General features: G+C 45.1%; 23 protein-coding genes. 21 read left to right on the top strand and 2 right to left on the bottom strand.

The window, feature by feature from the left end; translation table 11 throughout:
* The first annotated feature begins 6 nt into the window (after positions 1-6).
* The 4 genes from F0364_RS00750 to F0364_RS00735 all read left to right on the top strand — a co-directional run bounded on the left by F0364_RS00750 (position 7) and on the right by F0364_RS00735 (position 6,011).
* On the top strand, positions 7-1,200 hold the full coding sequence (locus F0364_RS00750) for a trans-sulfuration enzyme family protein (RefSeq protein ID WP_153795826.1): 1,194 nt from the start codon (positions 7-9) through the stop codon (positions 1,198-1,200).
* Positions 1,201-1,453: 253 nt separating this feature from the next.
* Positions 1,454-2,779: an O-acetylhomoserine aminocarboxypropyltransferase/cysteine synthase family protein gene (locus tag F0364_RS00745; RefSeq protein WP_153795825.1), complete on the top strand. Its 1,326-nt coding sequence runs from the start codon at positions 1,454-1,456 to the stop codon at positions 2,777-2,779.
* A 699-nt stretch (positions 2,780-3,478) separates the two neighbouring features.
* Entirely contained in the window at positions 3,479-4,558 is a 1,080-nt protein-coding gene (locus tag F0364_RS00740; protein ID WP_153795824.1) for a homoserine O-acetyltransferase family protein, read from the top strand.
* A gap of 196 nt (positions 4,559-4,754) precedes the next feature.
* Complete coding sequence (locus F0364_RS00735) at positions 4,755-6,011, top strand: homoserine dehydrogenase (RefSeq protein ID WP_153795823.1); 1,257 nt, start codon at positions 4,755-4,757, stop codon at positions 6,009-6,011.
* A 51-nt stretch (positions 6,012-6,062) separates the two neighbouring features.
* Here F0364_RS00735 and F0364_RS00730 read toward each other — a convergent pair whose 3' ends face one another.
* Together F0364_RS00730 and F0364_RS00725 are read right to left on the bottom strand one after the other, a co-directional pair.
* Positions 6,063-7,814: a DUF885 family protein gene (locus tag F0364_RS00730; RefSeq protein WP_153795822.1), complete on the bottom strand. Its 1,752-nt coding sequence runs from the start codon at positions 7,812-7,814 to the stop codon at positions 6,063-6,065.
* 405 nt (positions 7,815-8,219) lie between these two features.
* On the bottom strand, positions 8,220-9,437 hold the full coding sequence (locus F0364_RS00725; RefSeq protein ID WP_153795821.1) for a DegT/DnrJ/EryC1/StrS family aminotransferase: 1,218 nt from the start codon (positions 9,435-9,437) through the stop codon (positions 8,220-8,222).
* A gap of 187 nt (positions 9,438-9,624) precedes the next feature.
* Between F0364_RS00725 and F0364_RS00720 the strand changes: the two genes are divergently transcribed.
* From F0364_RS00720 to F0364_RS00640, 17 genes are all read left to right on the top strand, one after another.
* The gene (locus tag F0364_RS00720) at positions 9,625-10,392 is read left to right on the top strand and encodes a polysaccharide deacetylase family protein (protein WP_153795820.1); all 768 of its coding nucleotides are present in this window, start codon (positions 9,625-9,627) and stop codon (positions 10,390-10,392) included.
* Between the two features lie 273 nt (positions 10,393-10,665).
* Positions 10,666-12,387, top strand: coding sequence for a M23 family metallopeptidase (locus tag F0364_RS00715; protein WP_153795819.1), 1,722 nt, complete (start codon positions 10,666-10,668; stop codon positions 12,385-12,387).
* A 59-nt stretch (positions 12,388-12,446) separates the two neighbouring features.
* Positions 12,447-12,917, top strand: coding sequence for a thioredoxin-dependent thiol peroxidase (bcp, locus tag F0364_RS00710; RefSeq protein WP_153795818.1), 471 nt, complete (start codon positions 12,447-12,449; stop codon positions 12,915-12,917).
* 3 nt (positions 12,918-12,920) lie between these two features.
* Positions 12,921-13,250, top strand: a complete 330-nt coding sequence (locus F0364_RS00705; RefSeq protein WP_153795817.1) for a DUF4157 domain-containing protein — start codon at positions 12,921-12,923, stop codon at positions 13,248-13,250.
* 315 nt (positions 13,251-13,565) lie between these two features.
* On the top strand, positions 13,566-13,976 hold the full coding sequence (locus tag F0364_RS00700) for a c-type cytochrome (protein ID WP_235920976.1): 411 nt from the start codon (positions 13,566-13,568) through the stop codon (positions 13,974-13,976).
* Positions 13,977-13,986: 10 nt separating this feature from the next.
* Entirely contained in the window at positions 13,987-14,730 is a 744-nt protein-coding gene (locus F0364_RS00695) for a 3-keto-disaccharide hydrolase (RefSeq protein ID WP_153795815.1), read from the top strand.
* 276 nt (positions 14,731-15,006) lie between these two features.
* Positions 15,007-16,185: a Gfo/Idh/MocA family protein gene (locus tag F0364_RS00690; RefSeq protein ID WP_153795814.1), complete on the top strand. Its 1,179-nt coding sequence runs from the start codon at positions 15,007-15,009 to the stop codon at positions 16,183-16,185.
* 350 nt (positions 16,186-16,535) lie between these two features.
* The gene (locus F0364_RS00685; protein WP_153795813.1) at positions 16,536-16,898 is read left to right on the top strand and encodes a hypothetical protein; all 363 of its coding nucleotides are present in this window, start codon (positions 16,536-16,538) and stop codon (positions 16,896-16,898) included.
* A 4-nt stretch (positions 16,899-16,902) separates the two neighbouring features.
* Positions 16,903-17,214, top strand: coding sequence for a hypothetical protein (locus tag F0364_RS00680; RefSeq protein ID WP_153795812.1), 312 nt, complete (start codon positions 16,903-16,905; stop codon positions 17,212-17,214).
* An 89-nt stretch (positions 17,215-17,303) separates the two neighbouring features.
* Complete coding sequence (locus F0364_RS00675; protein ID WP_153795811.1) at positions 17,304-18,128, top strand: DUF4241 domain-containing protein; 825 nt, start codon at positions 17,304-17,306, stop codon at positions 18,126-18,128.
* A 191-nt stretch (positions 18,129-18,319) separates the two neighbouring features.
* Positions 18,320-19,102, top strand: a complete 783-nt coding sequence (locus F0364_RS00670; RefSeq protein WP_153795810.1) for a hypothetical protein — start codon at positions 18,320-18,322, stop codon at positions 19,100-19,102.
* Positions 19,103-19,146: 44 nt separating this feature from the next.
* Positions 19,147-20,163, top strand: a complete 1,017-nt coding sequence (locus F0364_RS00665; RefSeq protein ID WP_153795809.1) for a peptidyl-alpha-hydroxyglycine alpha-amidating lyase family protein — start codon at positions 19,147-19,149, stop codon at positions 20,161-20,163.
* A 233-nt stretch (positions 20,164-20,396) separates the two neighbouring features.
* On the top strand, positions 20,397-21,659 hold the full coding sequence (locus F0364_RS00660; RefSeq protein ID WP_153795808.1) for an adenylosuccinate synthase: 1,263 nt from the start codon (positions 20,397-20,399) through the stop codon (positions 21,657-21,659).
* A gap of 92 nt (positions 21,660-21,751) precedes the next feature.
* A complete protein-coding gene (locus F0364_RS00655) occupies positions 21,752-22,204 on the top strand; it encodes a hypothetical protein (RefSeq protein WP_153795807.1) in 453 nt (150 codons plus the stop codon).
* A gap of 8 nt (positions 22,205-22,212) precedes the next feature.
* Positions 22,213-23,529, top strand: a complete 1,317-nt coding sequence (locus tag F0364_RS00650; RefSeq protein ID WP_235920975.1) for an anthranilate synthase component I family protein — start codon at positions 22,213-22,215, stop codon at positions 23,527-23,529.
* Between the two features lie 401 nt (positions 23,530-23,930).
* Positions 23,931-24,563, top strand: a complete 633-nt coding sequence (locus tag F0364_RS28800; protein ID WP_207632446.1) for a hypothetical protein — start codon at positions 23,931-23,933, stop codon at positions 24,561-24,563.
* A gap of 257 nt (positions 24,564-24,820) precedes the next feature.
* Positions 24,821-25,657 carry a DUF5694 domain-containing protein gene (locus tag F0364_RS00640; protein WP_153795806.1) on the top strand — a complete coding sequence of 279 codons (837 nt, stop codon included), beginning with the start codon at positions 24,821-24,823 and terminating at the stop codon, positions 25,655-25,657.
* The last annotated feature ends 184 nt before the right edge of the window (positions 25,658-25,841 follow it).

Here is a 25,841-nt window from a genome sequence, read left to right as displayed (position 1 = left end):
GTTCAAATGAGCACAGCCACTCAAATTATTCACAGCATCCCCGTAGATGCGCAAACAGGGGCCATAGCGGTTCCCATTTATCAAACCAGCACTTTTGTACAGGAAGCGCCGGGCGTTAACAAAGGTTATGATTATGCCCGCAGCGGTAACCCTACACGTGCCGCACTGGAAGACATTATCGCCAAACTGGAAGAAGGCAGCACCGGTGTTGCTTTTGGCAGCGGTTTAGCCGCTATAGACGCCGTTGTAAAGCTGCTGGAAAGTGGCGATGAAATACTGGCTGTAGATGATATCTACGGCGGCGCTTTCAGGCTCTTCACGCATATTTACGGTAAGTTTGGCATCAAGGTAAATTATACCGATACCACCAATGTTGAAAACGTATTCAACGCGGTTACACCTAATACAAAACTTATCTGGATTGAAACGCCCACCAACCCCACCCTAAAAATTTCCGACATAGCGGCCATTGCAAAAATTGCCAAAGCACACAACTGCCTGCTGTGCGTGGATAATACTTTCGCCTCTCCGGCCCTGCAAAAACCGCTGAAGCTGGGTGCAGATATCGTAGTGCATTCCGCCACCAAATACCTGGGCGGCCACAGCGATTTAATTGCAGGCCTGGTAGTAGCCAAAAACAAAGAATTGGGCGATAAGCTGAAATATATACAAAATGCCAGCGGGGCTATTTTATCGCCCTTTGATAGCTGGCTGGTAATACGCGGCATTGAAACGTTAAACTTAAGGGTAAAGCAGCATTGTGCCAACGCACAGGCCGTAGCCGGATGGCTGCAGCAGCACCCGGCGGTTGATAAAGTGTACTATCCCGGCTTAACATCGCATATAAACCACCAGGTAGCCAAAAAGCAATCAAAAGGGTTTGGCGGTGTGGTGTCTTTTACGCTTAAAAACGATAGTGAACAAGCTGCCACAAAGGTGGTAACCAACACCAGGTTGTTCAAGCTGGCAGAAAGCCTGGGCGGGGTTAAAAGCCTTTTATGTCACCCGGCACAAATGACGCATAAATCAATCCCTGCTGAAAAAAGAAGAAGCGCAGGCGTTGCAGATAGCCTGGTAAGGCTGTCCGTGGGGCTGGAAGAGGTAGAAGATTTAATTGCCGACCTTGATCATGCACTGGGCTTGGCCACAAGCGCAGCAGAAGCTGTGGCTGCACAAACAATAGCCGGTGTTGACCGTTAAATAAATGGATTGATGAATAAGTTGTAAAACGGAGAAAAAACTTAGAAATCAGAAAAAATCTCTATTAAATTTGTAGGATTACGATTATGAAACAAGCAGCAACACAGTTACCTTTTACCATCGCGGCCACAGGCTGTTGTTGTTGTATGCCTTAAGGCATGCTTGTTTCATGTTTCCTTGCCAGGATATCGCCCCCACAAACCAAACTTCGTTGTACAATTAATAACATTCATCACTCCTTAAAAAAAATGCCATGAGCAAATTACATTTCGAGACGCTGCAATTGCATGCGGGCCAACAGATTGACCCCACTACCAAAGCACGTGCAGTACCCATTTATCAAACTACTTCCTACGGATTCGACAATGCCGAACATGCCGCCAACTTATTCGGGCTGCGTGCCTTTGGCAACATATATACCCGCATTATGAACCCGACCACTGATGTGTTTGAACAACGCATGGCTGCGCTGGAAGGTGGTGTGGCCGCACTGGCTACCGGCAGCGGCCAGGCTTCGCAATTTTTGGCGATACAGAATATTTTACAGGCCGGCGACAATTTTGTTTCTACTTCCTATTTATACGGCGGTACTTATAACCAGTTTAAGGTTTCATTCAAAAGGCTGGGCATTGAAGCCCGGTTTGCCGATGGCGACGATGTAGAAAAATTTGTTCCGCTGATTGATAAGAATACAAAGGCCATTTACCTGGAAACCATTGGTAACCCAAGGCTGAATATTCCAGACTTCGAAAAGTTCGCCACACTGGCAAAAGAATATGATTTACCGTTAATCGTTGACAATACATTTGGCGCAGGGGGCTACCTGTTCCGGCCTATTGAATGGGGCGCCAACATCGTGGTGGAATCTGCCACCAAGTGGATTGGTGGTCATGGCACTACCATCGGCGGGGTTATTGTAGACGGCGGCAATTACAACTGGGCCAACGGCAAATTCCCGCAGTTTACAGAACCTTCAGAAGGTTACCATGGCCTAAAATTTTGGGATGTATTTGGAGAAGGTAACCCGCTGGGGCTTCCCAACATCGCTTTTGCCATACGTGCAAGGGTAGAAGGCTTACGTGATTATGGTGCCTCGCAGGCGCCTTTCAACTCCTTCCTCTTGTTGCAGGGTTTGGAAACATTGTCGCTGCGGGTAGAACGCCATAGCCAAAACGCTCTGGCACTGGCACAGTGGCTGGAGCAGCATCCTTCTGTTGAGTATGTATGGTATCCCGGCTTGCCAAGCAGCCCTTACCATGATTTGGCAAAGAAATACTTAACCAATGGGTTTGGCGGCGTATTGCAGTTTGGCATTAAAGGCGGAAAAGAAAAAGCGGCACAGCTAATTGACGAGTTGAAACTGGCCAGTCACTTAGCCAATGTAGGCGACGCTAAAACACTGGTAATACATCCTGCTTCTACCACGCATGAACAATTGAGCGAGGAAGAACAGATTGCCAGCGGCGTATTGCCCAACATGGTCCGCATAAGCACAGGCATTGAACATATCGATGACATCAAAGCAGACTTTGAGCAGGCATTTCAAAAAGTGCATGCGCCGCAGTTTGCGCTCAATTAAGTGAGTGGGGAGTGGTGAATGGCGAGCGGGGGAAAAGGACAGGCGTTTATTGCTGAAGCAGGCCCCATAGGGGCGTCATGTTAGTAGCAGCAGTTTGGTATGAGACAGCAAGCGGAGCGCCGTAGGTGCGATATGTAAAAAAAGATAGATCAATAAAGTTCTTTGCAAGTATTATTAACAATTGGCAATGGGAATTTTATGGGCCCGGCAGGAGCAATACCTATTAAACTTCCGTTGCGTCGCACTCTTGTACGTTCGGAATATTACTGAGCAAAGCGAAGAAGATTATCTGAACCAGGATTTAAGATTGGAAAGCTATTTTTTTGAGGCAGCCGTTTAAGAACGGGATAAATGGTGGTACTCTTTGGCTAAAGCCAATCCTTGCTCCATTTTCCTTAACCCAAGGCTTAAGCCTTGGGTTAGAAGTAAGAAGGCTTATTTGCTTTAGCCAAAGTGTTAGCAAACAAAAGCAATCAGATGAATCAGCAAATTCAGTTCAAAATCCTGGTTCATACAATTGCCCAGTAGAAATACCGAACGTACAAGTGAGTGACACAACGGAAGCATCATAGTAGCAATGCAGGCGGGACACAAATAGTGAGTAGTGAATAGTCAGTAGTGAGTAAACGTGAGGTTACAAACTCACCATTCACTACTGGCCACTCACTCTAACGGTTCACATATAAACACAACAACAAATTGCAAGCGAAGATTTTTGAACACGAAGAATCATTTACCCTGGAAAGCGGCAGAACGGTGCCGGGGTTTCATTTGGCGTACACCACGCTGGGGCAATTAAATGCGGATAAGAGTAATGTGGTATGGGTGTTTCATGCATTAACGGCCAACAGCAACCCTGCGGAGTGGTGGCCCGGCCTGGTGGGTGAACAAAAACTGTTTGACCCTGAGAAACATTTTATTGTATGCGTTAACATGCCCGGTAGTTGCTATGGCAGCATCAGCCCGCTGGATAACGACCAGCAAACAGGCAAGCCCTACTATCACAACTTTCCTTTGTTCACTACAAGGGATATGGTAAGGGCGTACAAGTTTTTAAAAAAACATTTAGGCATCAGCAAAATACAGGTGGGCATCGGCGGCTCTATGGGCGGCCAGCAATTGCTGGAGTGGGCCATTGAAGAACCGGAACTGTTTGAATTTATTTTCCCGATAGCCACCAATGCGGAACATTCATCGTGGGGTGTAGCGTTTAATGCTTCGCAACGCTGGTGTATTGAAAACGATGCAACGTGGAAAGAAAGCCATGTGGATGCCGGCCTGGAAGGCATGAAGATTGCACGTTCCATCGCATTGATATCGTACAGGCATTATGAGACTTACCATAAATCCCAACACGGCTTTACTACTGATACCGAAGCATTGGGCGTAGATAAGCAGGTATTTAAATCTGAAACTTACCAGCGCTACCAGGGCGAAAAATTAGCTAAGCGTTTTAATGCGTTTAGCTATTATTTTTTAACCCAGGCAATGGATAAACATAACGTGGGCCGTGGCAGGGAAAGTGTACGTACGGCACTGCAAAGCATAAAAGCAAAAACATTGGTAATAAGCATTTCGTCAGACATACTGTTTCCCACCAGCGAACAGGAACTGATTGCAGCTTATATACCCAATGCCCAGCTAAGTGTAATTGATTCTTATTACGGCCACGACGGCTTTTTGCTGGAGTATGAAACAATAGAAACGCTGGTGAAAGACTTTGTGGAAAGCAAACCCCCGGCCCCTAAAGGGGAGTTGGAGAAACAGGTGACAGGGTAAGTGGCTGGTAAAAAGCTCTGCGAAGTCTCCGGACTTCGCAGCACTATGAAACGAGTCTCTGACTCGTAGGTCATAGAAAATGGAAGTCTCCGACTTCCTTCATACAATTTCGAAGTCCGGAGACTTCGAAGAGCAAATAACAAAAAACATAAACAACCCGGGACCAGGTAAACTGGTAACCGGTAACATCAAAAATATGGGAACAGATAAAAAACTCGTGATTGGCTTATTTGGTTTTGGCGTAGTAGGCGAAGGGCTGTATCGTGTATTGCACCAAACGCCTTCGTTAAAAGCCGAGATTAGAAAGGTATGTATTAAACACCCGGGCAAAAAAAGAAATGCGCCGCTGGAGCTGTTTACAACAGAAAAGAATGATTTACTGTTTGATACGGACATCAACGTTATTGTAGAAGTAATTGATGACGCCGACGCGGCTTTCGACATTGTGCAAACAGCCTTTAAAAACGGGAAAGCGGTAGTAAGCGCCAGCAAGAAAATGATTGCCGAGCACCTTACGGAAATTCTGCAACTGCAGAAAGAAACAGGCTTACCTTTTCTTTGCGAAGCAGCGGCATGCGCCTCCATACCCGTGATACGCAACCTGGAAGAATACTACGATAATGACCTGCTGCATGGCATTAAAGCCATAGTAAATGGTTCTACTAATTTCATACTGACCAAGATGTTTGAAGACAAGCTGGATTACAGCGAAGCCTTATTGCTTGCACAACAGCTTGGCTTTGCAGAAAGCAATCCTGCACTGGACGTAGAGGGTTATGATGCAGTTAATAAATGGACCTTCCTGCTAACCCATGCCTATGGCATCATTCCTAAAAAAGAAGACCTTTTATTTACCGGCATCCAAAACATACTGTTGACAGATGCCAACGTAGCCAGGGAAAAAAACTACGATATTAAGCTTGTGGCGCAGGCGCAAAAGCTGAAAAACGGCAAAGTGGCTGCCTTTGTTTTACCCCAGTTTGTAACACACGATGACCATTTAAGCTTCGTAAAAAACGAATACAATGGGGTGGTAATCGAAAGTGGCTTTGCTGACAAACAATTCTTCTACGGCAAAGGCGCCGGCAGCTTTCCAACAGCATCGGCTGTACTGAGTGATATATCTGCATTGCGTTACGACTATCATTATGAATACAAAAAATTGTATTACCACACGCCCGGTGAACTGTCGCATGATTTTTTTGTAAAAGCCTATGTAAGCTTTAACCAGTTGGCCGATGTACCTAAGGAAGATTTTGAGTGGATTGAAGAATGGCATGGCGGGCAGGAACGCAGCTACTTTGTAGGCGTTATCCATTTTGAAAAACTGGTAAAAGACCATTGGTGGAAGCAGCATGGCGTATCGCTGATACTTACACCGGATTCCATTATTGAAAATATCGAAATACGCAACCTGAAAAAGCGTAGCCTTGAGCTGGCAGGCATAGTTTAGGCGCTAAAAAAATATGTGTCTGGCGCCTTGCAGGCGCCAGACACATACACATCACTTGTAAAACTTCCACTGGGTGGCAAAATCTTTGTCCAGCGGTTGGTTGGTAAGTATGGCCCTTATCATTTCTACCGGCATCGCATTAAGGTGCATTATAGCGTCATGAAACTGTTTATAGCTCATTTTTCCACTGTCTACCAATTCATTTTTCAGCGCATAAAACTGGCGCCCGCCCGTTAGGTATGCCAACTGGTACAGTGGCGGGTAGCGGCCTTCAAAAGAACGGCGTACTTCCCCTTCTGCATTGGCACGTTCATGGTTAACACGGTCCACCAGGAAATCTATGCACTGCTGGGGTGTCCATTTACCCATGTGATAGTTAAGGGAAAAAATTATCCTTGCACAACGGTGCATATGCCAGAACAACATGCCTATGCGGTCTTCCGGGCTTTGGGGGAACTTAAGGTCCCACAGCAGTAATTCCCAGTAAAGCGACCAGCCCTCTACCCAGAACGGCGTACTGAAATCGCGGTAGGTGCGGTAACGGTCGTTCATAAAAAATTCCAGGTTATGGCCCGCAATCAACTCATGATGTACGGTAGCACGGGAAAAATGCGGATTATTGCCACGCATGCTCATCAGCTTGGCATCTTCATCCATGGTGTTGGTGGGGTAAGAAATAATAATGCTTTGCCCGCCCAAAAAGAATGGGTTTACCAGTTGCCTTTCGGGAGACATCATGTACATGCCCCATGTTTCTTCCGCCAGTGGAGGTATGGTTATCAGGTCATTCTTTTTCAAAAAGTCTATGGACTCATTGTACAGCTTCAGTATTGCTTCCGGTTGTTTGCCGGCAGGCACAAAAGTGTTCTTTACTTTTTCCATCGCCGCTTTCCAGTCGTCGCCAAAACCCATTTCACGGCTGGCTTTCAACATCTCCGCATCGCACCAGGCAAATTCTTTGTTGGCAATCTCAATCAGTTCCTCGGGGCTGTAAGGTATCATCTCGTATTTCAATTGCCTCGCAAGTTCATCACGGCCAACGGGTTGCCCCACTATACCGCTGCTATCGGGTTTGGCAATACTTTCCCGCTTCTTTTTAAACGCGGCTGCGTACACTTTCAGCAGGCTGTCCATTGTTTTGTAAGGTTGTGGCGCCCACCAGGTAAACAAGGGATCGTACCCATTGTAAAACTGGTACACGCTGGCGGCAGATTTACGTATGTTCTCGATATTATCAGCGGCATCATAAGTTGATTCAAAGCTGATGCTTTTGTCATTTTTCAGTTTTGCCTGCAGCGCTTTTACTTCGTTGCCTATGGCAAACCACTCCCTGGCAATTTTCTCACCATCCTGCTGTGTGCCGCGGCGCCTAAGTTTTTCCAGGGCAAAAATTTTGTCTGCAAAAGGCATCCAGGTTTTTACCTTTTCATAAGCTGTGGTTTTAATAGCCGCCACTTTCAGTTGTTCATCAAGGTCTCTTTTAAACAATATGTAGTCCACCTTGCACTCCTGGGACAAGCCTTTGAAATTCAACTGGCTTAACTTCTGCAGGTATTCATTATACAGCTTAACCAACCGTTCTCTTTTTTCGGGGGAGTCTGCGCCATCGCCATCTCCGCCGCGGTAGCTGAACGGAGAGTTATTATCCGCGGGTGTATAAAACCGCTGAATGGCCCTGTAATCAGCCTGGTATTTTTGCATAAGGTCGGGCATTTCCTGGCAGGGTACAAAATCATATTTGGTTTGTGCATGCAAACAGCAAATAAAGAGAAAGCCCAGTACCAGGCTACAGACATGTTTCATAAGCTGAAGTTTTTAGTGATATAATTCAAACTTATGCATTCAGCAGCACGAATTGTTTATCGCAGTTAGCGCTTAGTAAACAGGTATTAACCTAAAACAATTACCTATCGGTGAATAAAGGCTAATATTCGCCTAATGGATTAGAGAATAGCTAAGAAAAAATGAATGTGTAATTGCCCGGCATTTTATCATACAAGGTGGGCGGCTGAATAGAATTACTACAGGGCAATGGCTGCCGGATTGAAGTGGAAAGCCCGCAACCACCGGAGCTTTAGCGAAGGTGGTGAGGACTTGAAGCGAAAAGCCGGAACTGCTGCTGGCTCAAGTTTCCAAAGCCGAAAGCCCCAAAATAAAATAGCGGCCTTTACAGCCGCTATCCATAAAAAATAATTATTCCTGTAAAATTTACGCCTCCACCAGTTTCTCGCTCAACACCTTCTTTACAACAGCCTGCAGCTTTTCCCCTTTTTCTTTTAACTGTTCATCTGTCCAGGTTAAACCTATGGCGGTGGAAATACATCGGCCCAGCCAATGGTCGCTCTTGCTAAAATCCTGCGTTTGCAGTTGTAATAAGGCCTGCTTTTGCGCATCGTTGAGGTTATTAAGAGATGTGGCATTTTTCAGGTGGTCCCACTTGCGTATGTAGTGCCAGTTATTATCGTACCAGTAAAAGTTACCGGCGAGTATACCTTGCGCTTTTAACTCCGCAATCACGGCCCTGGTTAATTCTTCGGTAGGCAAAAACCAGCTAAGAAAAGTGCAGCTATCGCCAGCCTCATCAGGCACAGCCCTGAAAGTTATTTCCGGTATTTGCTCAAGATAAACACGCAGCGCTTTATTGTTCTTTTTCTGTATGGTCAAAAATGTATCCAGCTTCCTTATCTGGGCCAAACCAACCGCGGCATGCAGTTCACTAATGCGGAAGTTATAGCCCAGAAACGGGTGCAGGTCTGCACCACGGTCAACGCCGGCATGGTCGTGGCCATGGTCAGTATAATGGTCGCATTTTTTATAAACGTCTTCGCTGTTGGTCATCACAACGCCGCCTTCGCCACAGGTAATGGTTTTTACAAAATCAAAAGAAAAAGTGCCTGCATCGCCAATAGTGCCCAGCGCTTTACCCTGGTAAGTAGCGCCAATGCTCTGGCAGGCATCTTCCAGCAGCAGCAGGTTATGTTCTTTGCATATTGCCTGCAGCTCGCCAAGGTTGGCCATGCTGCCGCACATGTGCACCGGCATAATGCATTTTGTTTTAGGTGTAACAGCGCCGCGTACTGCCAAAGGGTTTAAAGTAAGGGTGTCATCTACATCCACCAGCACAGGCACGGCCCCAACGCTAAGCACAGCTTCAAAGCTGGCCACAAACGTAAAGCAGGGCATAATTACTTCATCGCCGGCCCCAATACCCAGTACGGCCATAGCCGTGGTAAGCGCTGTGGTGCCGCTGCTGGTTAGCTGCGCATATTTGCTGCCGAAGCGTTCGCAAATGGCCTGCTCCAGTTCTATGGCTTTCCAGGTACCCTTGCGGGGCCCGTCAAAACCATAACGCATTAAAATACCGGTTTCCATCACATCGTTCACTTCTTTTCTTTCTTCTTCTCCAAAAAATTCAAACCCTGGCATATCAAAAGTTTATTGGTTATACTGTTTGTTTTCAATGGGCAAAAGTAGAGAATTGTTGCCGAGGTTGAAGTTAAAATGGCAAGCGGATGATTACCGGTTACCAGCGGCTGTTCCGCTGGTTGTAAACTACTATCTTGCGTGTAGTATTAAACACACTACAGCCTACTTTTAATTACACACCACCATTATGAAAAATATTTGCATAATAACCTGCTGCTTTGTATGCAGCCTTATCTTTTTAAACCATGCCGGCGCAGCAGGCAACAATAAAGATTCTGTTGCAGCAGAAAACCCCGTACAGTACATCTACCTTACATTTGACGATGGCCCGCTGGAAGGCAGCGAAGACATTGATGATGCTGTAAAACAGGAAAAAATAAAGATCAACGTTTTTGTGGTGGGCCAGCATGCGCTTAGCAGCAAAAGAATGAAGGGATACTATGACCTTTACACCAAAAACCCGTTTATTGAAATAGGCAACCACAGCTATTCCCATGCGCATGACCGCTACCAGTTTTTCTACAACAGCCCAGACAGTGTAGTGGCCGATTTTCTTAAATGCCAGCGCCTGCTGAACATACCAAACAAGTTTGCCCGCCAGCCCGGCCGCAACCAGTGGCGGCTCACGGGCCTGGTAAAGAACGATGTAAGCAGCGGTACCAAAAGCGCCGACAAACTTTACCAGCTTGGCTTTAAACTTTTTGGGTGGGATGTAGAGTGGGAGCATGACCCCAAAACCGGCACGCCTATACAAACTGTTGACGACATGGTAGAGCTTATTACAAAGCACCTGGCCGAAAAGAAAACGGTAAAACCCGGCCACCTGGTGTTGTTGTCGCACGATGAAATGTTCCGTAACGGGTGGGAAGAAAGCGAACTGAAAGAGCTGATTGACAAGCTTAAGGCCAAAGGCAATTTTCAATTTGAACATTTGAGTAAATACCCGGGGCTATAAAGCATTTGCGCTTCGTAGTTTTTAAATACCGGCAGCGGTTCCTCGTGGCATCATCGTTGCGTCGCAATCCTTTCATCTCCATATTTTCATGGCATCTTTTCAGCCCCGGCTATGTTTGCATTCTAACCGTATAAGCCTTGTTTCTGGCACCTGCGGTGGCAGAAACAAGGCTTCGTACACAAAGAATCCTTTGCGGGCTTTGTGCCTTTGCGTGATATTCTTTTCTTCGCATAATTGTCCATAAAACAGATTACAGCCAAATAAAAATCATCAATGGCGGATAAGAGAACCTTTTTTACAGGAATTGCTACTTGTTTAGTGCTTTGTTCGTTGTACTGGAGTGTCTCCCTGCACGCACAATACCCGCAGAATTATTTTCGCAACCCGCTTACCGTGCCTTTGCAGCTTGCCGCTAATTTTGGCGAAGTACGGCCCAACCACTTTCACATGGGGCTTGACATTCGTACCCAGGGCCGGGAAAACCTGCCCGTACATGCGGCCGCGGAAGGATATATCAGCCGCATAAAAATTGAGAAATGGGGTTATGGCAAGGCCATTTACATTACCCACCCCAATGGTTATACCACCGTGTACGCCCACCTTAACAGCTTTTACAAACCGTTGCAGGATTTCCTGGAAAAACAGCAATACGCCGCCAAAAGCTGGGAGCAGGATTTTTGCCTGGAACCTGCTGACTTTCCTGTAACCAAAGGCCAGTTTATAGCCCTTAGCGGCAATACCGGCGGTTCTGCAGGCCCGCACCTGCATTTTGAAATACGCGATACGGAAACCGCCAACTGCCTTAACCCACTGCTGTTTGGCTTTGGTGTTCCCGATAATATACCGCCCGTTATACAGGGCTTATACTGGTACGACAGGCGGTACAGTACTTACCAGGTTGACCCGAAGAGGATAAACATTGTTAAAAAACCGGGCGGCTACGTTACTGCTCAGGCTGTAATAAAAGTTAGTTCGCCTTTGGTAAGCCTGGGGCTTAGGGCAGAGGATAAAAGCAGCAACTCTCCGTTTCTGTTTGGCATATACGGCGCCCAAGTTTACCTGGATGATGCGCTGGTAAACAGCTTTGAACTTGATAATTTTTCTTATGATGACAGCCGCTATGTAAATGCCTGTGTTGATTACAGCACTTACATGAAAAGCAAAGCCGCCATACAGCATTTAAGTGTATTGCCGGGCAACAGGCTGCCGGTTTTTGAGAAAGATAAAAAAGGCATACTGATGCTGGCTGATACAGAACCACATAAGCTAAAAATTGTTGTAAAAGATGTGGCCGGCAATACCAGCGTGCTGCAATCGGTAATACAGTTTGACGTTGCTTTGCAAAAAGACTATTTTTTTACCTCCAACAGCATTGCTTTTTCTCCGGGTAAAGAAAACAGGTTAGAAGGCCCATCTGTAAAAGCTGTTTTTGATGAGGCCGCTTTTTATGATGTGGTACCCTTTGTGTCTGGTGAGCAGCAGGCTGCAGGGCCGGGCAAGGCATCTGCCCTTGTGCAACTGCACAACCAGTTTGTACCCGTAAACGACAGTTTTTTGATACAGCTAAAAACCACTTTGCCTGCAGGCAGCCCTTTGCGCAATAAAGTGGTAATGTTTAAAACCACCGGCAAGCATAAGGAAGCAACCAAAGGTGAATGGAACGGCGATTGGATGATGGCCAGGTTTAACCGGCTGGGTAGCTTTCAGCTATTGATTGATACTTTGCCGCCGGTTATTAAGCCGGTAGGCTGGCAAAACAATACCATCTTTGGCGCACAAAAAACTTTGCGCCTGCGCTGTACAGATGAGTTGGATGAAGTGGCCTACTTTAGGGCGGAACTGGATGGCCAATGGCTGATGTTTGCCAAAAAGAACGATGATTTTACCTACGAATTTGACAGCCATTGCAGCCCCGGGAGCCACGTACTAAAAGTAATGGTTACCGATATGGCGGGCAATACAGCAATGCAACAGTTTACTTTTACAAAAAAGTGAAAGGTTAGCGTAAACATAAAACATTGAACAACCAAACATTGAACCTAACAAGATAACCCATGGTAACATTACAACCAGGAGATAAAGCACCTGCATTTAAAGGTGTTGACCAGGATGGCAACAAGGTTTCGCTCGCTGATTTTAAGGGTAAAAAAGTAGCGCTGTATTTTTACCCGGAAGATGATACCCCTACCTGCACCATACAAGCCTGCAACCTGCGGGATAACCATGCGCTGCTTAAACAACATGGCATTGAAGTAATAGGCGTTAGCCCGGATACAGGCAGCAGCCACAAAAAGTTTGAACAAAAATTCAGCCTGCCGTTTAAGCTTATTGCCGATGAAAAGCACAAAATATTAAACCAGTATGGCGTATGGGATGAGAAGCAGATGTTTGGGCACAAGTACATGGGCGTGCTGCGCACCACTTTTGCAATTGATGAAAAAGGCATTATCAGGAAGGTATTTCTGAAGCCGAAGAATAAGGCCCATGCGGAAGAAATATTGAAAGCGTTTGCTGGCACAAAGTAAAGTATGGGCAAGCCTGTAAAAATCCGCATTGTAGAAAAAGCCTGGCAGGCCCGCATAGCTGCCCGGTGGCTGCACAGCAAACGTGTAGCGCTGGTGCTGGGTGGGACCATTTACCTGTGGGGTGTTTGCCGCCAATGCTTTTTGGAAGATGAGGCGTGGATAAAACATGAACTGGCCCATATTGAACAGTTTAAAAGGTACGGGCGTTTACGGTTTGCCGGCCTGTACCTGCTGGAAAGCATAAAAAAAGGGTATTACAACAACCGCTTTGAAGCTGAGGCAAGGCAAATGGAAACAGCGCCGGCAGATTTGTCTGCCGTTGAATTTGTGTAGCAACTTTACCGGTAAGGCAGATAGCCGGTTATTACGCTGTGTCACCCCCGCGCCAGGGATTGAAGCGGTTACCCCGCTGAAGCCATCGCAGCGGGGCCCATGTGGCGGAGTAATAGCGGAAAGCCCGGTGCCTTCGGCAGGCGCCCTTAGTATTAATCTTATGTCTTTAAGCACTTTGCCGCAGTTAAACAACTTACTTTACATATAGCAGTAACAACTGTTGTTAGCACAAGAATATATTTAAACGAATAGTAGGATATTAATTATTGATATATAACTTTAGGCCATTAATTTTTCACCTAAAATATGACCGCTTTGAAAAAGTATTTTATTGCATGTTGCTGTGCCGCCGTATTTGCGGCTTGTGGAGGCACTGAGGAAAAGAAAACCGGGGAAGATACCGAACCCACAAAAGAAGAAGCAAAACCTGCGGCAGATGCCGGAGATGTTACCACTAACCCTGACTATGTGAAGGGCCTGGAACTGATTGGTAAATCTGACTGCCTTACCTGCCATGAGCCATTGGCCAAAAAAATAGGGCCCGCCTACTCAGAAGTAGCTGATAAATATGCCGGCCAGGATACCGCTGTAGCATACCTTTCTAAAAAAATTATAGCTGGCGGTTCCGGCGTTTGGGGTACAGTGCCTATGACGCCGCATGCTACCCTGTCCCAGGCTGATGCCGAGCAAATGGCCAAATACGTGCTGCTTTTGAAAACCAAATAAAATAATCCTGATGAAATTATTGCTTTTGTCGGCAGGCATATCGCTAAGCCTGCTGGCTTGCCAGTCTGGAGAGCAAAAAGCTGCTGATACAGACAGCACCACTACGGCAGCCACCACACCACAAGATACCGGCTGGATATCTTTGTTCGACGGCCAAAGCCTTGCAGGCTGGCACACATACGGCAAAACCGGTACCGGCGCTGCCTGGAAAGTTGACAGCGGCACTCTTTTCTTAAACGCTACCGACAAAAAGGCCTACGAAACCGGTGGTGGCGATATAATTACCGATGGCGTTTACGGCAACTTTCATTTGAAATACGATTGGAAGATTTCCAAAGACGGTAACAGCGGCGTTATTTTTTACGTACAGGAAGACACTGCAAAATTCAAGAACACTTACAACTCAGGCCTTGAAATGCAGGTGCTGGATAATGACGGCCACCCAGATGGCAAAATTCCCAACCACCGGGCCGGTAACCTGTACGACCTGGTTGCCGCTAACCCGGAAACAGCCAAAGGCCCCGGTGAATGGAACCAGGCGGAAATAATATCTAATAACGGCTCGCTGGAACTTTACCTTAACGGAACCAAAGTGGTAACCACTACCCTTTGGGATGACAACTGGACCAAAATGATTGCCGGCAGTAAGTTTAAAACCATGCCGGGCTGGGGCACTTTTAAAGAGGGCCACATAGCCCTGCAAGACCATGGCAACGATGTTTGGTACAAGAACATTGTAATCAAAAAGCTATAGCCTGCGCTAAAAAATAACATTCATTAAAAGCCGCTGTGTTCCAGCGGCTTTTTTTATACATGCTGCAAGCAAACGAGCCGCATCTCCGCATCGCTTACATGCCCTTACATGGTTAAAAACACAATAAAAACACTGCAAACATTGTTTCTTCAAAATATGCTAATCATTCATGAGCCTCACGTGTTAAATGAATAAATAATTTACCCGCCAACCGTTACTTGTATAATTTCTATAACTTACTTTCCTATTTTATTTCATTAAAAAACTGCGATTGCTATGTCAGACAAGAATGCCATTACCCGTAAAACATTTTTAACGCAAACAAGCGCTGCGGCTGCCGGCGTTTTATTAGCCCCTTTATTCAGCAATGCCGCCGCACCGGCTGCCGGCAAAAAAATAAAAGTAGCCGTTATAGGTTGTGGAAGCGTTAGTGGCGTGTACCTGCCGCACCTTAGCAAGGCCGAGTATGTAGAACTTGTGAGCACCTGCGATATTAAGCCCGACCGGGCGCAAAAAAGGGCCAGTGAGTTTAACGTTCCCAACCATTACCCACATATTGACCAACTGCTGGCCGGCGCACCTTTTGACCTGATGGTAAATCTTACCAACATGCAGGAACATGGCCGCCTTAACAAGCAGGCTTTAATGACCGGCAAACATGTGTGGAGCGAAAAACCCATGGCCAACACCTATAAAGAGGGCCGCGAACTGCTTGACCTGGCAATCTCCAAAGGTTTGCGCATCTGGGGCGCACCGGCCGTGGTAAACAGCCCCCAGTTTGCATTTATGGCCCAGGCCATCAACAGCGGTAAGCTGGGCAAGGTTGCAGCAGCCCATGCACATTATGGCCATCTTGGCCCTACATGGTCTGCCTTCTTTTACGAGAAAGGCGGCGGCAGCCTGCCAGACCTTGGCGTGTATAACCTGGCTACTTTAAGCGGCCTGCTGGGCCCGGTAAAAAATGTAATTGCCATGACGAGCATTGTTACCGATACCCGCACCGTAGATGATAAAGGCACCATAAAAGTAGAAGGTGAAGACAATGCCATGGTGGTAATGGACCACGGCAACGGCATACTATCGCATGTGCAGTGCGGCTTTAACTATTTTGACCCCTACGGCCATGAGGGCAAAGGGCAGGACAGGCCCACCATTGCCATTTGGGGCACCAAGGGCAATATGGCCCTGGTGGGGTACGACTGGGCGCCTTTTGGCGTTGACCTGGCGGTATCTTTTACCGAAAAGCCGGTACGTTATGTAGAAGACCCCGGCACTTATGTATGGCAGCAGGGCGCATCCGTTATCTGCGAGGCGCTGGCTACCGGCAAAGAGCCGTTAATTAATGCAGAGCATGCCTTGCACGTGCTGGAAATTATTGAAGCCGCCCGTGAATCGCAGGCCAGCGGCAAACGCATTGCGCTGAAATCAACATTTAAATGGCCGGTGGTTAGTTAGCAACCTGCCAAACAAAATAAAAGGCGCCTTTGCGGCGCTTTTTGTTTTAGGGGGTGTCCCCAAGCTATCGCAAGGGGCCGGGCTTTCCGCTATTACTCCGGCACAAAAGCCCGGCTGCGATAGCTTCACCGGGGTAACCGCTTCAATCCCTCACCCGAAGGTGTAGCCATCTGGTGGTTAGGCGTAGAGGATATTATTAAACAATCCAACGGTCATCTACAACACAATTAGCCAAGTCTAAACAAATTAGAAGTATGTATAAATACAGTATAAGATCTTGAGATGGTATACAGAAAACGTATGTAGCTTTAAATCCATAATCAGATGTCTTAAACTCATAAAATACAGAAATGACTCAACTCCTTTCAAATGAAAACTTTGGTGATACTAGTAAGCTAAAAGGCAGAGATTTTGAATTCTTAATAAGTCCCGCAGATATTGAAATTAAAAACGAAGACTTCGATAGAATTATGACACCAGACTCTTTTCCTTGGACAAAGACAATTAAAAAAAATTGGCTTTATTACAAAGTTGGCATGGATGAATTTTCTTATTCTTGGGAAGCACCTGGAATTCAAATGATTTTTAACGAGGAAATAAAATTTGAAAAAGCAAAACTTATTGCGGATGAAGTGTCACTAAAACTCTCAAACTATTCCGGACAAAAAGTTCAGCTAATTATTATCCCAAAAGACAAACTAATCAGTTTTTAATAAAATGGCGAATACTAAAACAGCGACTTTTAAAATAAAATATGGGTTTCAAATTTCAGGTAGAGCGTTTTTTGTGGTGGGAGACATTGTTTCTGGCGTCATCAAAACAGGGATGGTGGCAGACTTTTCAAATATTGGAATTGACAGAACCCTTAAAATTGAAGCGATTGAATTTGCATTGCACAAAGAAGGCAATAATGCCTTGGAACTGATAGCCCTTGGATTTAATGGCTTAAGCGAATCAGAAAAAGAAACATTAAAAAATCTACCCCCATTCACAAAAGTCATTTTAATAACCGAGAAGATTTTACGCTAATCGCTCCAATTCTGGTACATTTTTATTCGCCCCTGTTTTTTCAAATAAATTTTTACTTTAGCCTACCGTAGTTCAATTATGCACAGATAATGAATAAACAAGGGACATTAATTACATATAAAGATTGCCTCACTATAAAGCTTATGATAGGTTTACTGATTGCGCTATTCCTTATCTCTTGTAGCGGCTCTTCTGGCAACAAAAACACGGCAACAAATCAGGGCTACACTGCTTCTGCTGAAAGCCTTGATACATTACAGATTAACCCTTACACAACAACTGCTAAACCGGAAATATTTGAATCAGCTTTCTTTAAAGGGGCACAAACCAGGGTGGATACCTTGAACCTACAATTTTATGCCGTGGATATTGGAAAAATTAATATTGAAAGCGGAAAAATAATTGCATGCGATCCTATAGGAATGCATGACAGCAAGCCATTTACTCAAACATTCCCGATCGGTCAATTCCCCGTTCAATTAGCTATTGCTAAATTTAAAAATGATGAAAGGGTTGCTTTCAGCAGAATCCAATTTTCAAATAACTCTGTTATCAAATGGGAATTTGCTTTGCTTCATGGCCAGGACCAGGTGCCAATTGACGGTGAAACGCTTTATGGATATGGCGTAGATGCCGGAATTGGGCTCTTTATAGACGAAAAAGCGAATTCAGCTTTTAACGAACTTGCAAATAAAGACGAGGGCTTATGGCAAAAAGTTTTTACAGAAGAAATGGACAATCAATATCGTGATACCTGGCAATATATCATCTACAAATTCGATGGGCACAATTTTGCATGTTTCTCAACCGGTTATGGAGATGGGCATTACGGAACTTATGTTGGCTATGACGCTAATGGAAATATATGCAGCTTATTAACAGATTTTGGACTTGTAGAATGGTGGCATAAATAATAACCCATCTTAATTATCTATAACACTATCCAAACAGATTTTACGGAAAGTATTCATTGTTAAAAAAGATAATCATCCGACTAAAAGCCCTATTTATTGATTTGCAAAATATTATCTTCAGCAACAAAATAATTAAGCTACTGTACCCGTATATGCCACCAGAACTTTATTCAAAAAAACTACCCTTCAAAATGAAATCATCTTACATTCCGTTTTACACCTGCCTGCTATTGCTGTTTTCATGCGCCCCAAAGAAACCTGTTAAAGAAGAGTCCATACCGATATCGGAAATTGAGGCACCTGGCCAGGCAGACAGTTCAAAGGGATTGGCCACTTCAAAAAGCTTTACTCAAATTAACACTGCGCCCAACACGGTTATTTTAACCGGAATGAACAATATCCGGCTGTTTTCTGTTTACAAAACTGGAAGCAGGCAAGACAATAACCTGGCATACGACGAAGGAACAAGCTATTATGATAATGGAGAAAACGACAACCAGGAAGGCAATTACAAATACTTTATGCCAGGAATAGATATTATACCAGGTTACAATCTTTTAAACATCGGCCATTACCAGGTTGACAAAGACAGCCTTTCTTACTTTTTTGAAAAGCCGGTACTTATCAAAACGCTTTACTTTCCCGGCGTTAAGAAGGATTCGCTGGATAAAAAGGAGGTGAGCCGGGATTTCTTTTTGGTTTCTGTTTACAATGCAGATACCAACAATGATTCGCTGATCAGCAACAAAGATTTAAGGCGTTTCTTTTTTATTGATGCACTTAACCGCACCAGGATTTCATTACTGCCTGAAGGATATTCAGCCGTTCGTTCTTCTTATGATTACAAAAACGACATGATGTTCATATACACTAGGCAGGATGCTAACAACAACGGCACGGCCGAGCGGACCGAACCGGTACATATATTCCTGCTGAATTTTAAGAACCCGGCAGTATTGAAAAGACTTATGTAAAAGGATGCCGTGCACTATGCGGCAGTAAAATTTTCTCTTTAACCATGCTTAAGAAAACCCTTTATCTCATTATAGCTTTAGCTGCATTGATGACAGCGTTATATTTTCTGCAGCCACTGAAAAAGGGTACAGGGCTGGACGCCGCAACCCGGTATGAATGGGTGAAAGACTGGCCACAATTACCGGCGGGTTTAAAGTTGGGCAATCCAACAGGTATCGGCACAGACACCCATCAAAACATAGTATTGCTTCACCGGGCAGGCAGGGAATGGTCTTTATTTGGCAATATGCCTGCAGCCCCAATTAATAGCAAAACTGTCTTAATCATCAATAACAGCAGCGGCAGGGTTGATGACAGTTGGGGCGAAAAATTATTTATTATGCCCCACGGCCTTACGGTTGACAATGAAAACAATATCTGGATTACGGATGTGGGCCTTCACCAGGTATTTAAGTTTAGCCACAACGGAAAACTGCTGATGAAACTTGGCGAAGCCAGGGTAGCAGGCAATGACAGTTTACATTTTAACAAGCCTACAGATATAGCTATAGCTTCAGATGGTTCATTTTATGTTAGCGATGGCTACGGTAACAGCAGGATCATAAAGTTTTCGCCCACGGGAAAATACCTGTTTGAATGGGGCAGGGGAGGAAACAAGGCAGGGGAGTTTAACATACCACATGGCATTTGCCTGGATAATACCGGCAAAGTGTATGTGGCAGACAGGGAAAATAACCGGATACAGCAATTTGATGCCAACGGCAGGTTCCTCAACCAATTTTCCGATAATTCTTTTGGCGCTATGTGCGCTGTGGCATTCGGTAAAACAAACGCTAAACTGTTCGCTGTTGATGATTTTACTTTCTTTAAAGTAAAACATCGTGGTTCTGACGTATTTGTTTTTGACACAACCGGCAAAGTGCAAACAAGGTTCGGCAGAAGCGGCGCATACCAGGGCAATGCTGGCTGGTACCATGATGTAGCGATTGATGACAACGGGAATATTTACGTGGGTGATATTTTGAACAATACCATACAAAAGTTTAAGAAAACAAAGTAAAAATAGCCACCGGTTTCTGCCACCGCAGGTGGCAGAAACAATGCTTACCCGGGCTTAAAAGCCGCCCAATGATATGCAGATGAAAGGATTGCGACGCAAGGAACGATGCCATGGCAAACAACTGCCGGTATCCTGAAAATGCTTCCAAAAACGCCGTTAAGGCGGTTTCAAAATTCATTTCCGCCAAACCAAATCTGCAAGCTATTTTTGCGGCTCACCTAATAAATACTTCAATGGTTGATGTAATTCTTGGTTTACAGTGGGGCGATGAGGGTAAGGGGAAGATTGTAGATTACTTTGCTCCTGACTATGATATTATCGCACGTTTCCAGGGCGGGCCCAATGCTGGCCACACGCTGTACGTGGATGGGAAAAAAGTAGTGCTGCACCAGATACCTTCGGGCATTTTTCACCAAAACACCGTTAACCTTATTGGCAACGGCGTGGTGCTTGACCCTGTAACCCTGAAAAGGGAATGCGATACCGTGGCCGCTTTTGGCATAGACGTTCGCAAAAACCTGTTTATTTCTGAGCGTACCAATATCATTGTTCCCACACACCGTGCACTGGATAAAGCTTCTGAGCTTTCCAAAGGCGAAAGCAAAATAGGCTCTACCCTTAAAGGCATTGGGCCGGCCTACATGGATAAAACCGGCCGTAACGCCCTGCGTGCAGGCGACCTGCTGGACAAAACTTTTGTAACGCAATACATTAAGCTGCGCCTTAAACACCAGCGCCTGCTGGATACGTATAACTTTAATGAAGACATTTCCGCCTGGGAAGAAGAGTTTTTTGAAGCCATAGAGTTCCTGCGCACATTAAACATTGTAAACGGCGAATACTTCATTAACAATAAAATGAGCGAAGGCAAGAAAATACTGGCAGAAGGCGCCCAGGGCAGCATGCTGGATGTGGACTTTGGTACTTTTCCCTTTGTTACTTCTTCCAACACTATTTCAGCAGGGGTATGTACCGGTTTAGGCGTGGCGCCTCAAAAAATAAAGCAGGTGCTTGGCGTTACCAAAGCATACTGTACCCGTGTGGGCGGCGGGCCTTTTCCCACAGAGCTGGAGAATGCCACCGGCGAAGAATTGCGCAAAATTGGCAATGAATTCGGCGCTACTACCGGCAGGCCGCGCCGCTGTGGCTGGATTGACCTGGTTGCCCTTAAATACACCTGCATGATCAATGGCGTTACCCAGGTGGTAATGACCAAAGCCGATGTGCTGGACAGCTTTGAAAACCTGGATGTTTGCACCACGTACCACGTTAATGGCAAAGAAAGTGTGGAAGTGCCCTTCCAGATTACAAGGGTTAAGCTGGAACCGCAGTACAAAACATTTGCGGGATGGCATACAGATACAACCGCCATCAGGGATGCAGCGAATTTGCCGGCCAATATGTCAAGCTATATCCAGTTTATTAACGAATACATCGGGGCGCCTGTAAAGTACGTTTCCAACGGCCCAGGCAGAGACCAGATTGTAAAGCTCTAAAAAGGCATTGGGGCACTGATTTTGTGGAGAAAAAATTTTTTTTGCTTTTTGAAAAACTCGTTGAAATTTTACGCAGATAATTCACCCGGACTATGGCACCAAAATCGAATAAAGTACCAAAATCAACCGGTCGCAAAGCGACACAACCAGAAAATGATCCAAAACCATCTCCCAAGTCTAAAAAAGAACTGGAAGATGATGATGATGATTTAGAAGATGATGAGGAACTTGATTTGAAAGCTTCCTCAAAAAAGTCTCCTAAAGCAGCCGCCAAGAAAGCAAAAGGCGATGATGATGACGACGACGATGAAGACGGCGAAGATGTAGTGGATGACTGGGAAAAACCCGAAGAAGAGGAAGAGTGGGATCCTGACTTTGATGAATTTGACATTCCCAAATCAAAGGGTAAAAAAGCAGCCACAGGCGGCGCCGGCAAAAAAGGCGGCGATGATGATGATGACTTTAAACTTGACGAAGACTTTAAAGAGTTTGACATGTTTAACGATTCATCCCGCTTTGACGACGACGAAGAAGACGATTTTTAACCGCTTACGTGCAACTACAACGCGTTTCTGCCACTTATTCTGTTAAGGATATACAGGCTTTTAAACAGCAAATGCTAAACTGGGCCAACCGGTTTAGCATTTGCTGTTTTCTTGATAACCAAAACTACCGCCAGGCACATTCCACCATTGAATGCCTGCTAGGTGTGGGCGCACTTACTTACATAAACGCCAACAGCAATGCCCTGCTTAAGCTGGATGCTTACTGCCGTAATGTAAACGACTGGCTTTTTGGCCACTTAAGCTACGACCTTAAGAGTGAAACAGAGGACATCGCCTCCACCCATACCGATCACCTGCATTTTCCCCTGGTTTATTTTTTTCAGCCCGAAATTGTTGTGCAGGTGCAGCAAAATGAAGTATCTGTTTTTTCTGCCACAGAACAGCCGGATGCGGTAATCCGCAACATATTAAAGCTACCTGCTACACAGCCGCCGCCAACAGCGGCAACCCGGCCTGTTAGCATACAGCCGCGTATTTCGAAAGAAGAATACATTAACAGCATACAAAAAATACAGCAGCATATTTTGCGTGGCGATTGCTACGAGCTAAATTTTTGCCAGGAATTTTTTGCCGAAAACGCGGTACTTAACCCCTTGCAAACCTGGCAAAAACTAATGGCTATTTCGCCCAACCCATTTGCTTCTTATTACCGGCTGGAGGATAAATACCTGCTTTGCGCCAGCCCCGAACGCTACCTGAAAAAAACGGGCAGCCGCATTATCTCACAGCCCATCAAAGGCACTTTCAGGCGGGATACCGCCGACAGCGGCCATGATGCCGAACTGAAAAACGCCTTATACCAAAGCGAAAAAGACCGCAGCGAAAACGTAATGGTGGTTGACCTGGTTCGTAACGATCTCAGCCGCGTTTGCGAGGAAGGCACTGTACAGGTAGACGAGCTTTTTGGCATTTACAGTTTTCCGCAGGTGCACCAGATGATCTCCACCATCAGCGGCAGGCTGCAAGCCGGCATTTCTTTTACGGATATCGTCAGGGCCAGCTTTCCCATGGGCTCTATGACCGGCGCCCCCAAACGCAGCGTAATGCAGTTAATAGAGCAGTATGAGCGTTCCCGGCGGGGCATTTTCTCCGGCGCGGTAGGCTACCTGGCCCCCGGCGGCGATTTTGATTTTAACGTCATTATCCGCAGCATTATGTACAATGCCGCCCGGCAATACCTCAGCTACCAGGTAGGTGGCGGCATTACCTTTTACAGCAACGCTGAAAAAGAATACGAAGAATGCCTGCTGAAAGCAACAGCCATAGAGCAGGTATTAAATCCCGCCATTACCCCCATCCCCTGAAGGGGGCTTGGCTCTTGTATGGTAAAGTTTTCTTATGAGCCCGGCAGGAGAACCATGAATGAAGCTTTACTTGCGTCGCACTCTTGTGCGGTTGGATTCGCTGCGCGGCTTTTCCTACCGTGTAGACTTTGTTTCTGCCGCCTTCGGCGCCAGAAACTTTGCAGGAGCATAGCCACGGAGGCACGGAAATCAATGCAAGAACAATTCTGCATCAGCAGGGCGACAAATAAATCCTCATCTGTTATTACCAGCTACATCTCCTGCTGACCGAACAAGGATATGCAACAAGATAAGTTTTCAGCTTTTGTACCTTCAGCCGGCTTATCATGGGGTGAACATTTGCCCATGCCTAGCCGGACGCAAAGCTGTAAATCGTTGATTGAAATTTTAATAGACATACTGTGGACAAAGAGACAGCAAGTTACATAAGAAACTATTTCAGCAATTTAATGACTGACAGTGAGAAGTTGGCATTGAAGCATCACATGTACTCTTATAAAACTGAGGATAGCCCTAAAATTAGAAGATTAATGGCTGACAAAGGTTTGATCAGTGAGGAACCTGAAGTAAAAGAATTTCTCAAAAACGGTTTCGAAGAATTTGAATTGAGTGTAGCCAGGCGAATAATGAAAGAATTACCGGAAAAGGTTTTTCTGAACAATTGCCCAAAGTGCAACAAACTTACAAGAACCCCGTTTGCAAGACAATGCCGACACTGCGGACATAGTTGGCATAACTTGACTGTTGCACAGTTTAAGCTTGAAAGTTGTTTTCAATTAACTGGCGGACATTTTTTCTTACTTGGACAAATCACAAAAGGAGAAATCAAGCAAGGTCAATTTATGGACTTAACGATGTTAGGACTTACCAAGCGACCTAAAATTGAAGCAGTTGAATTTGCACTCAAACGAAAAGAAGACAAAGCTTGGGAAGACTTTGGTCTTGGAACAAACGACCTAACAGAAGAAGATAAAGAGTATCTGAAAAATATCTGTTCGTTTAAGAGATTATTTGATATAACTAAAGAGACATGATATAGATGCCTACCAAATAGATAGTATTGGCAATAATGAGCCACCCAGCGCTGCTCTGCGAAGTCTTTTGCTAACAACAGTTCTGCATCTGCAGGGCGACGAATAAATCCTCATCTGTTATTACCAGCTACATATCCTGCTGACCGAACACGGATATGCAACAAGATATGTTTTCAGCTTATGTATCTTCGGCCGGTTTAGATTTCGGGCTGAACGTTTACTACACTAAACAAACCGTATTTTGAAATAATTTAACTATGAAAATGAAATTCAGGACATTAGTTTCACTTCTGCTGTTATCAACATTTACATTCGGACAAGAAAAAAACAAAATTTTGACCTTGGGGACATTTCATTTCCACCTGGTGAAATCGCAATTTGGTGTTGATTTTGACATCAACAGCAAAGACAAGCAAACAGAGCTCAATGAACTTATAAAGCAAATTGAAGCTTACAAACCAACCAAAATTTTTGTTGAATGGGAAAACAGCAAACAGACTGAATTGAACGAGCTGTATAGTTTATTTTTGAGGGACACATCTTTTGAACTCATAAAACAGAAATACGGAAAAAACGAAACGATGTATTTTGACAGCGAGGTTCAACAACTTGGATTCAGGCTTGCAAGGAATTTAGGGCACAAGAAGCTTTATGCTTTTGATCACATAATAAACGAACCCAATGACACTGTGATAGCTGCTATTCAAAAAGCAAATCAAAATGACTTAATGAATGACATTCAAAAAGAGTTTGGCGAGTATGCTCAAACAATTATCACAAAATTTCAGCAAGAAAACTCTTTAAAAGAATTGCTTCTCTTTTTTAACAGCAAAGATCTTGAGGACAAACTAAATAGTGGCTACATAAGCTTATTCAACAAAGCGGGAAGTAGTGAAGATTTTTCGGGCGCCTATTTTGTTTCTGAAAGATTCAGACGAAATCTTTATATGTATTCCTTAATCCAAAAACAAATAGAAAAAACAGGCGAAAGAATACTGGTTATCGTTGGCGGACAACATTCAGCCGGGTTTAGGGATTTTATCCGGGATGATAAAAATGTAGAAAAAGTTGAACTTGAAACAGTACTAAAATAAGGCACAGCATGTAACATCGTGGTTTGCGCATATAATTAGTGGCCTGCTCGGCTGATATCAACAAACCTCTTGCTGGGTAACGTGTCTGGCACCTTTCGGTGGCAGACACTACAGCGCTGCTCTGCGAAGTCTCCGGACTTCGCAGGTGTATGCATCAAGTCTCTGACTTGATGTTTTCCTACCC

This window comes from Foetidibacter luteolus (assembly GCF_009650435.1).
Classification (GTDB): Bacteria; Bacteroidota; Bacteroidia; order Chitinophagales; family Chitinophagaceae; genus Foetidibacter; species Foetidibacter luteolus.
Note: the sequence above shows the minus strand (reverse complement) of the source record. Positions and strands in the feature narration are given on the sequence as shown.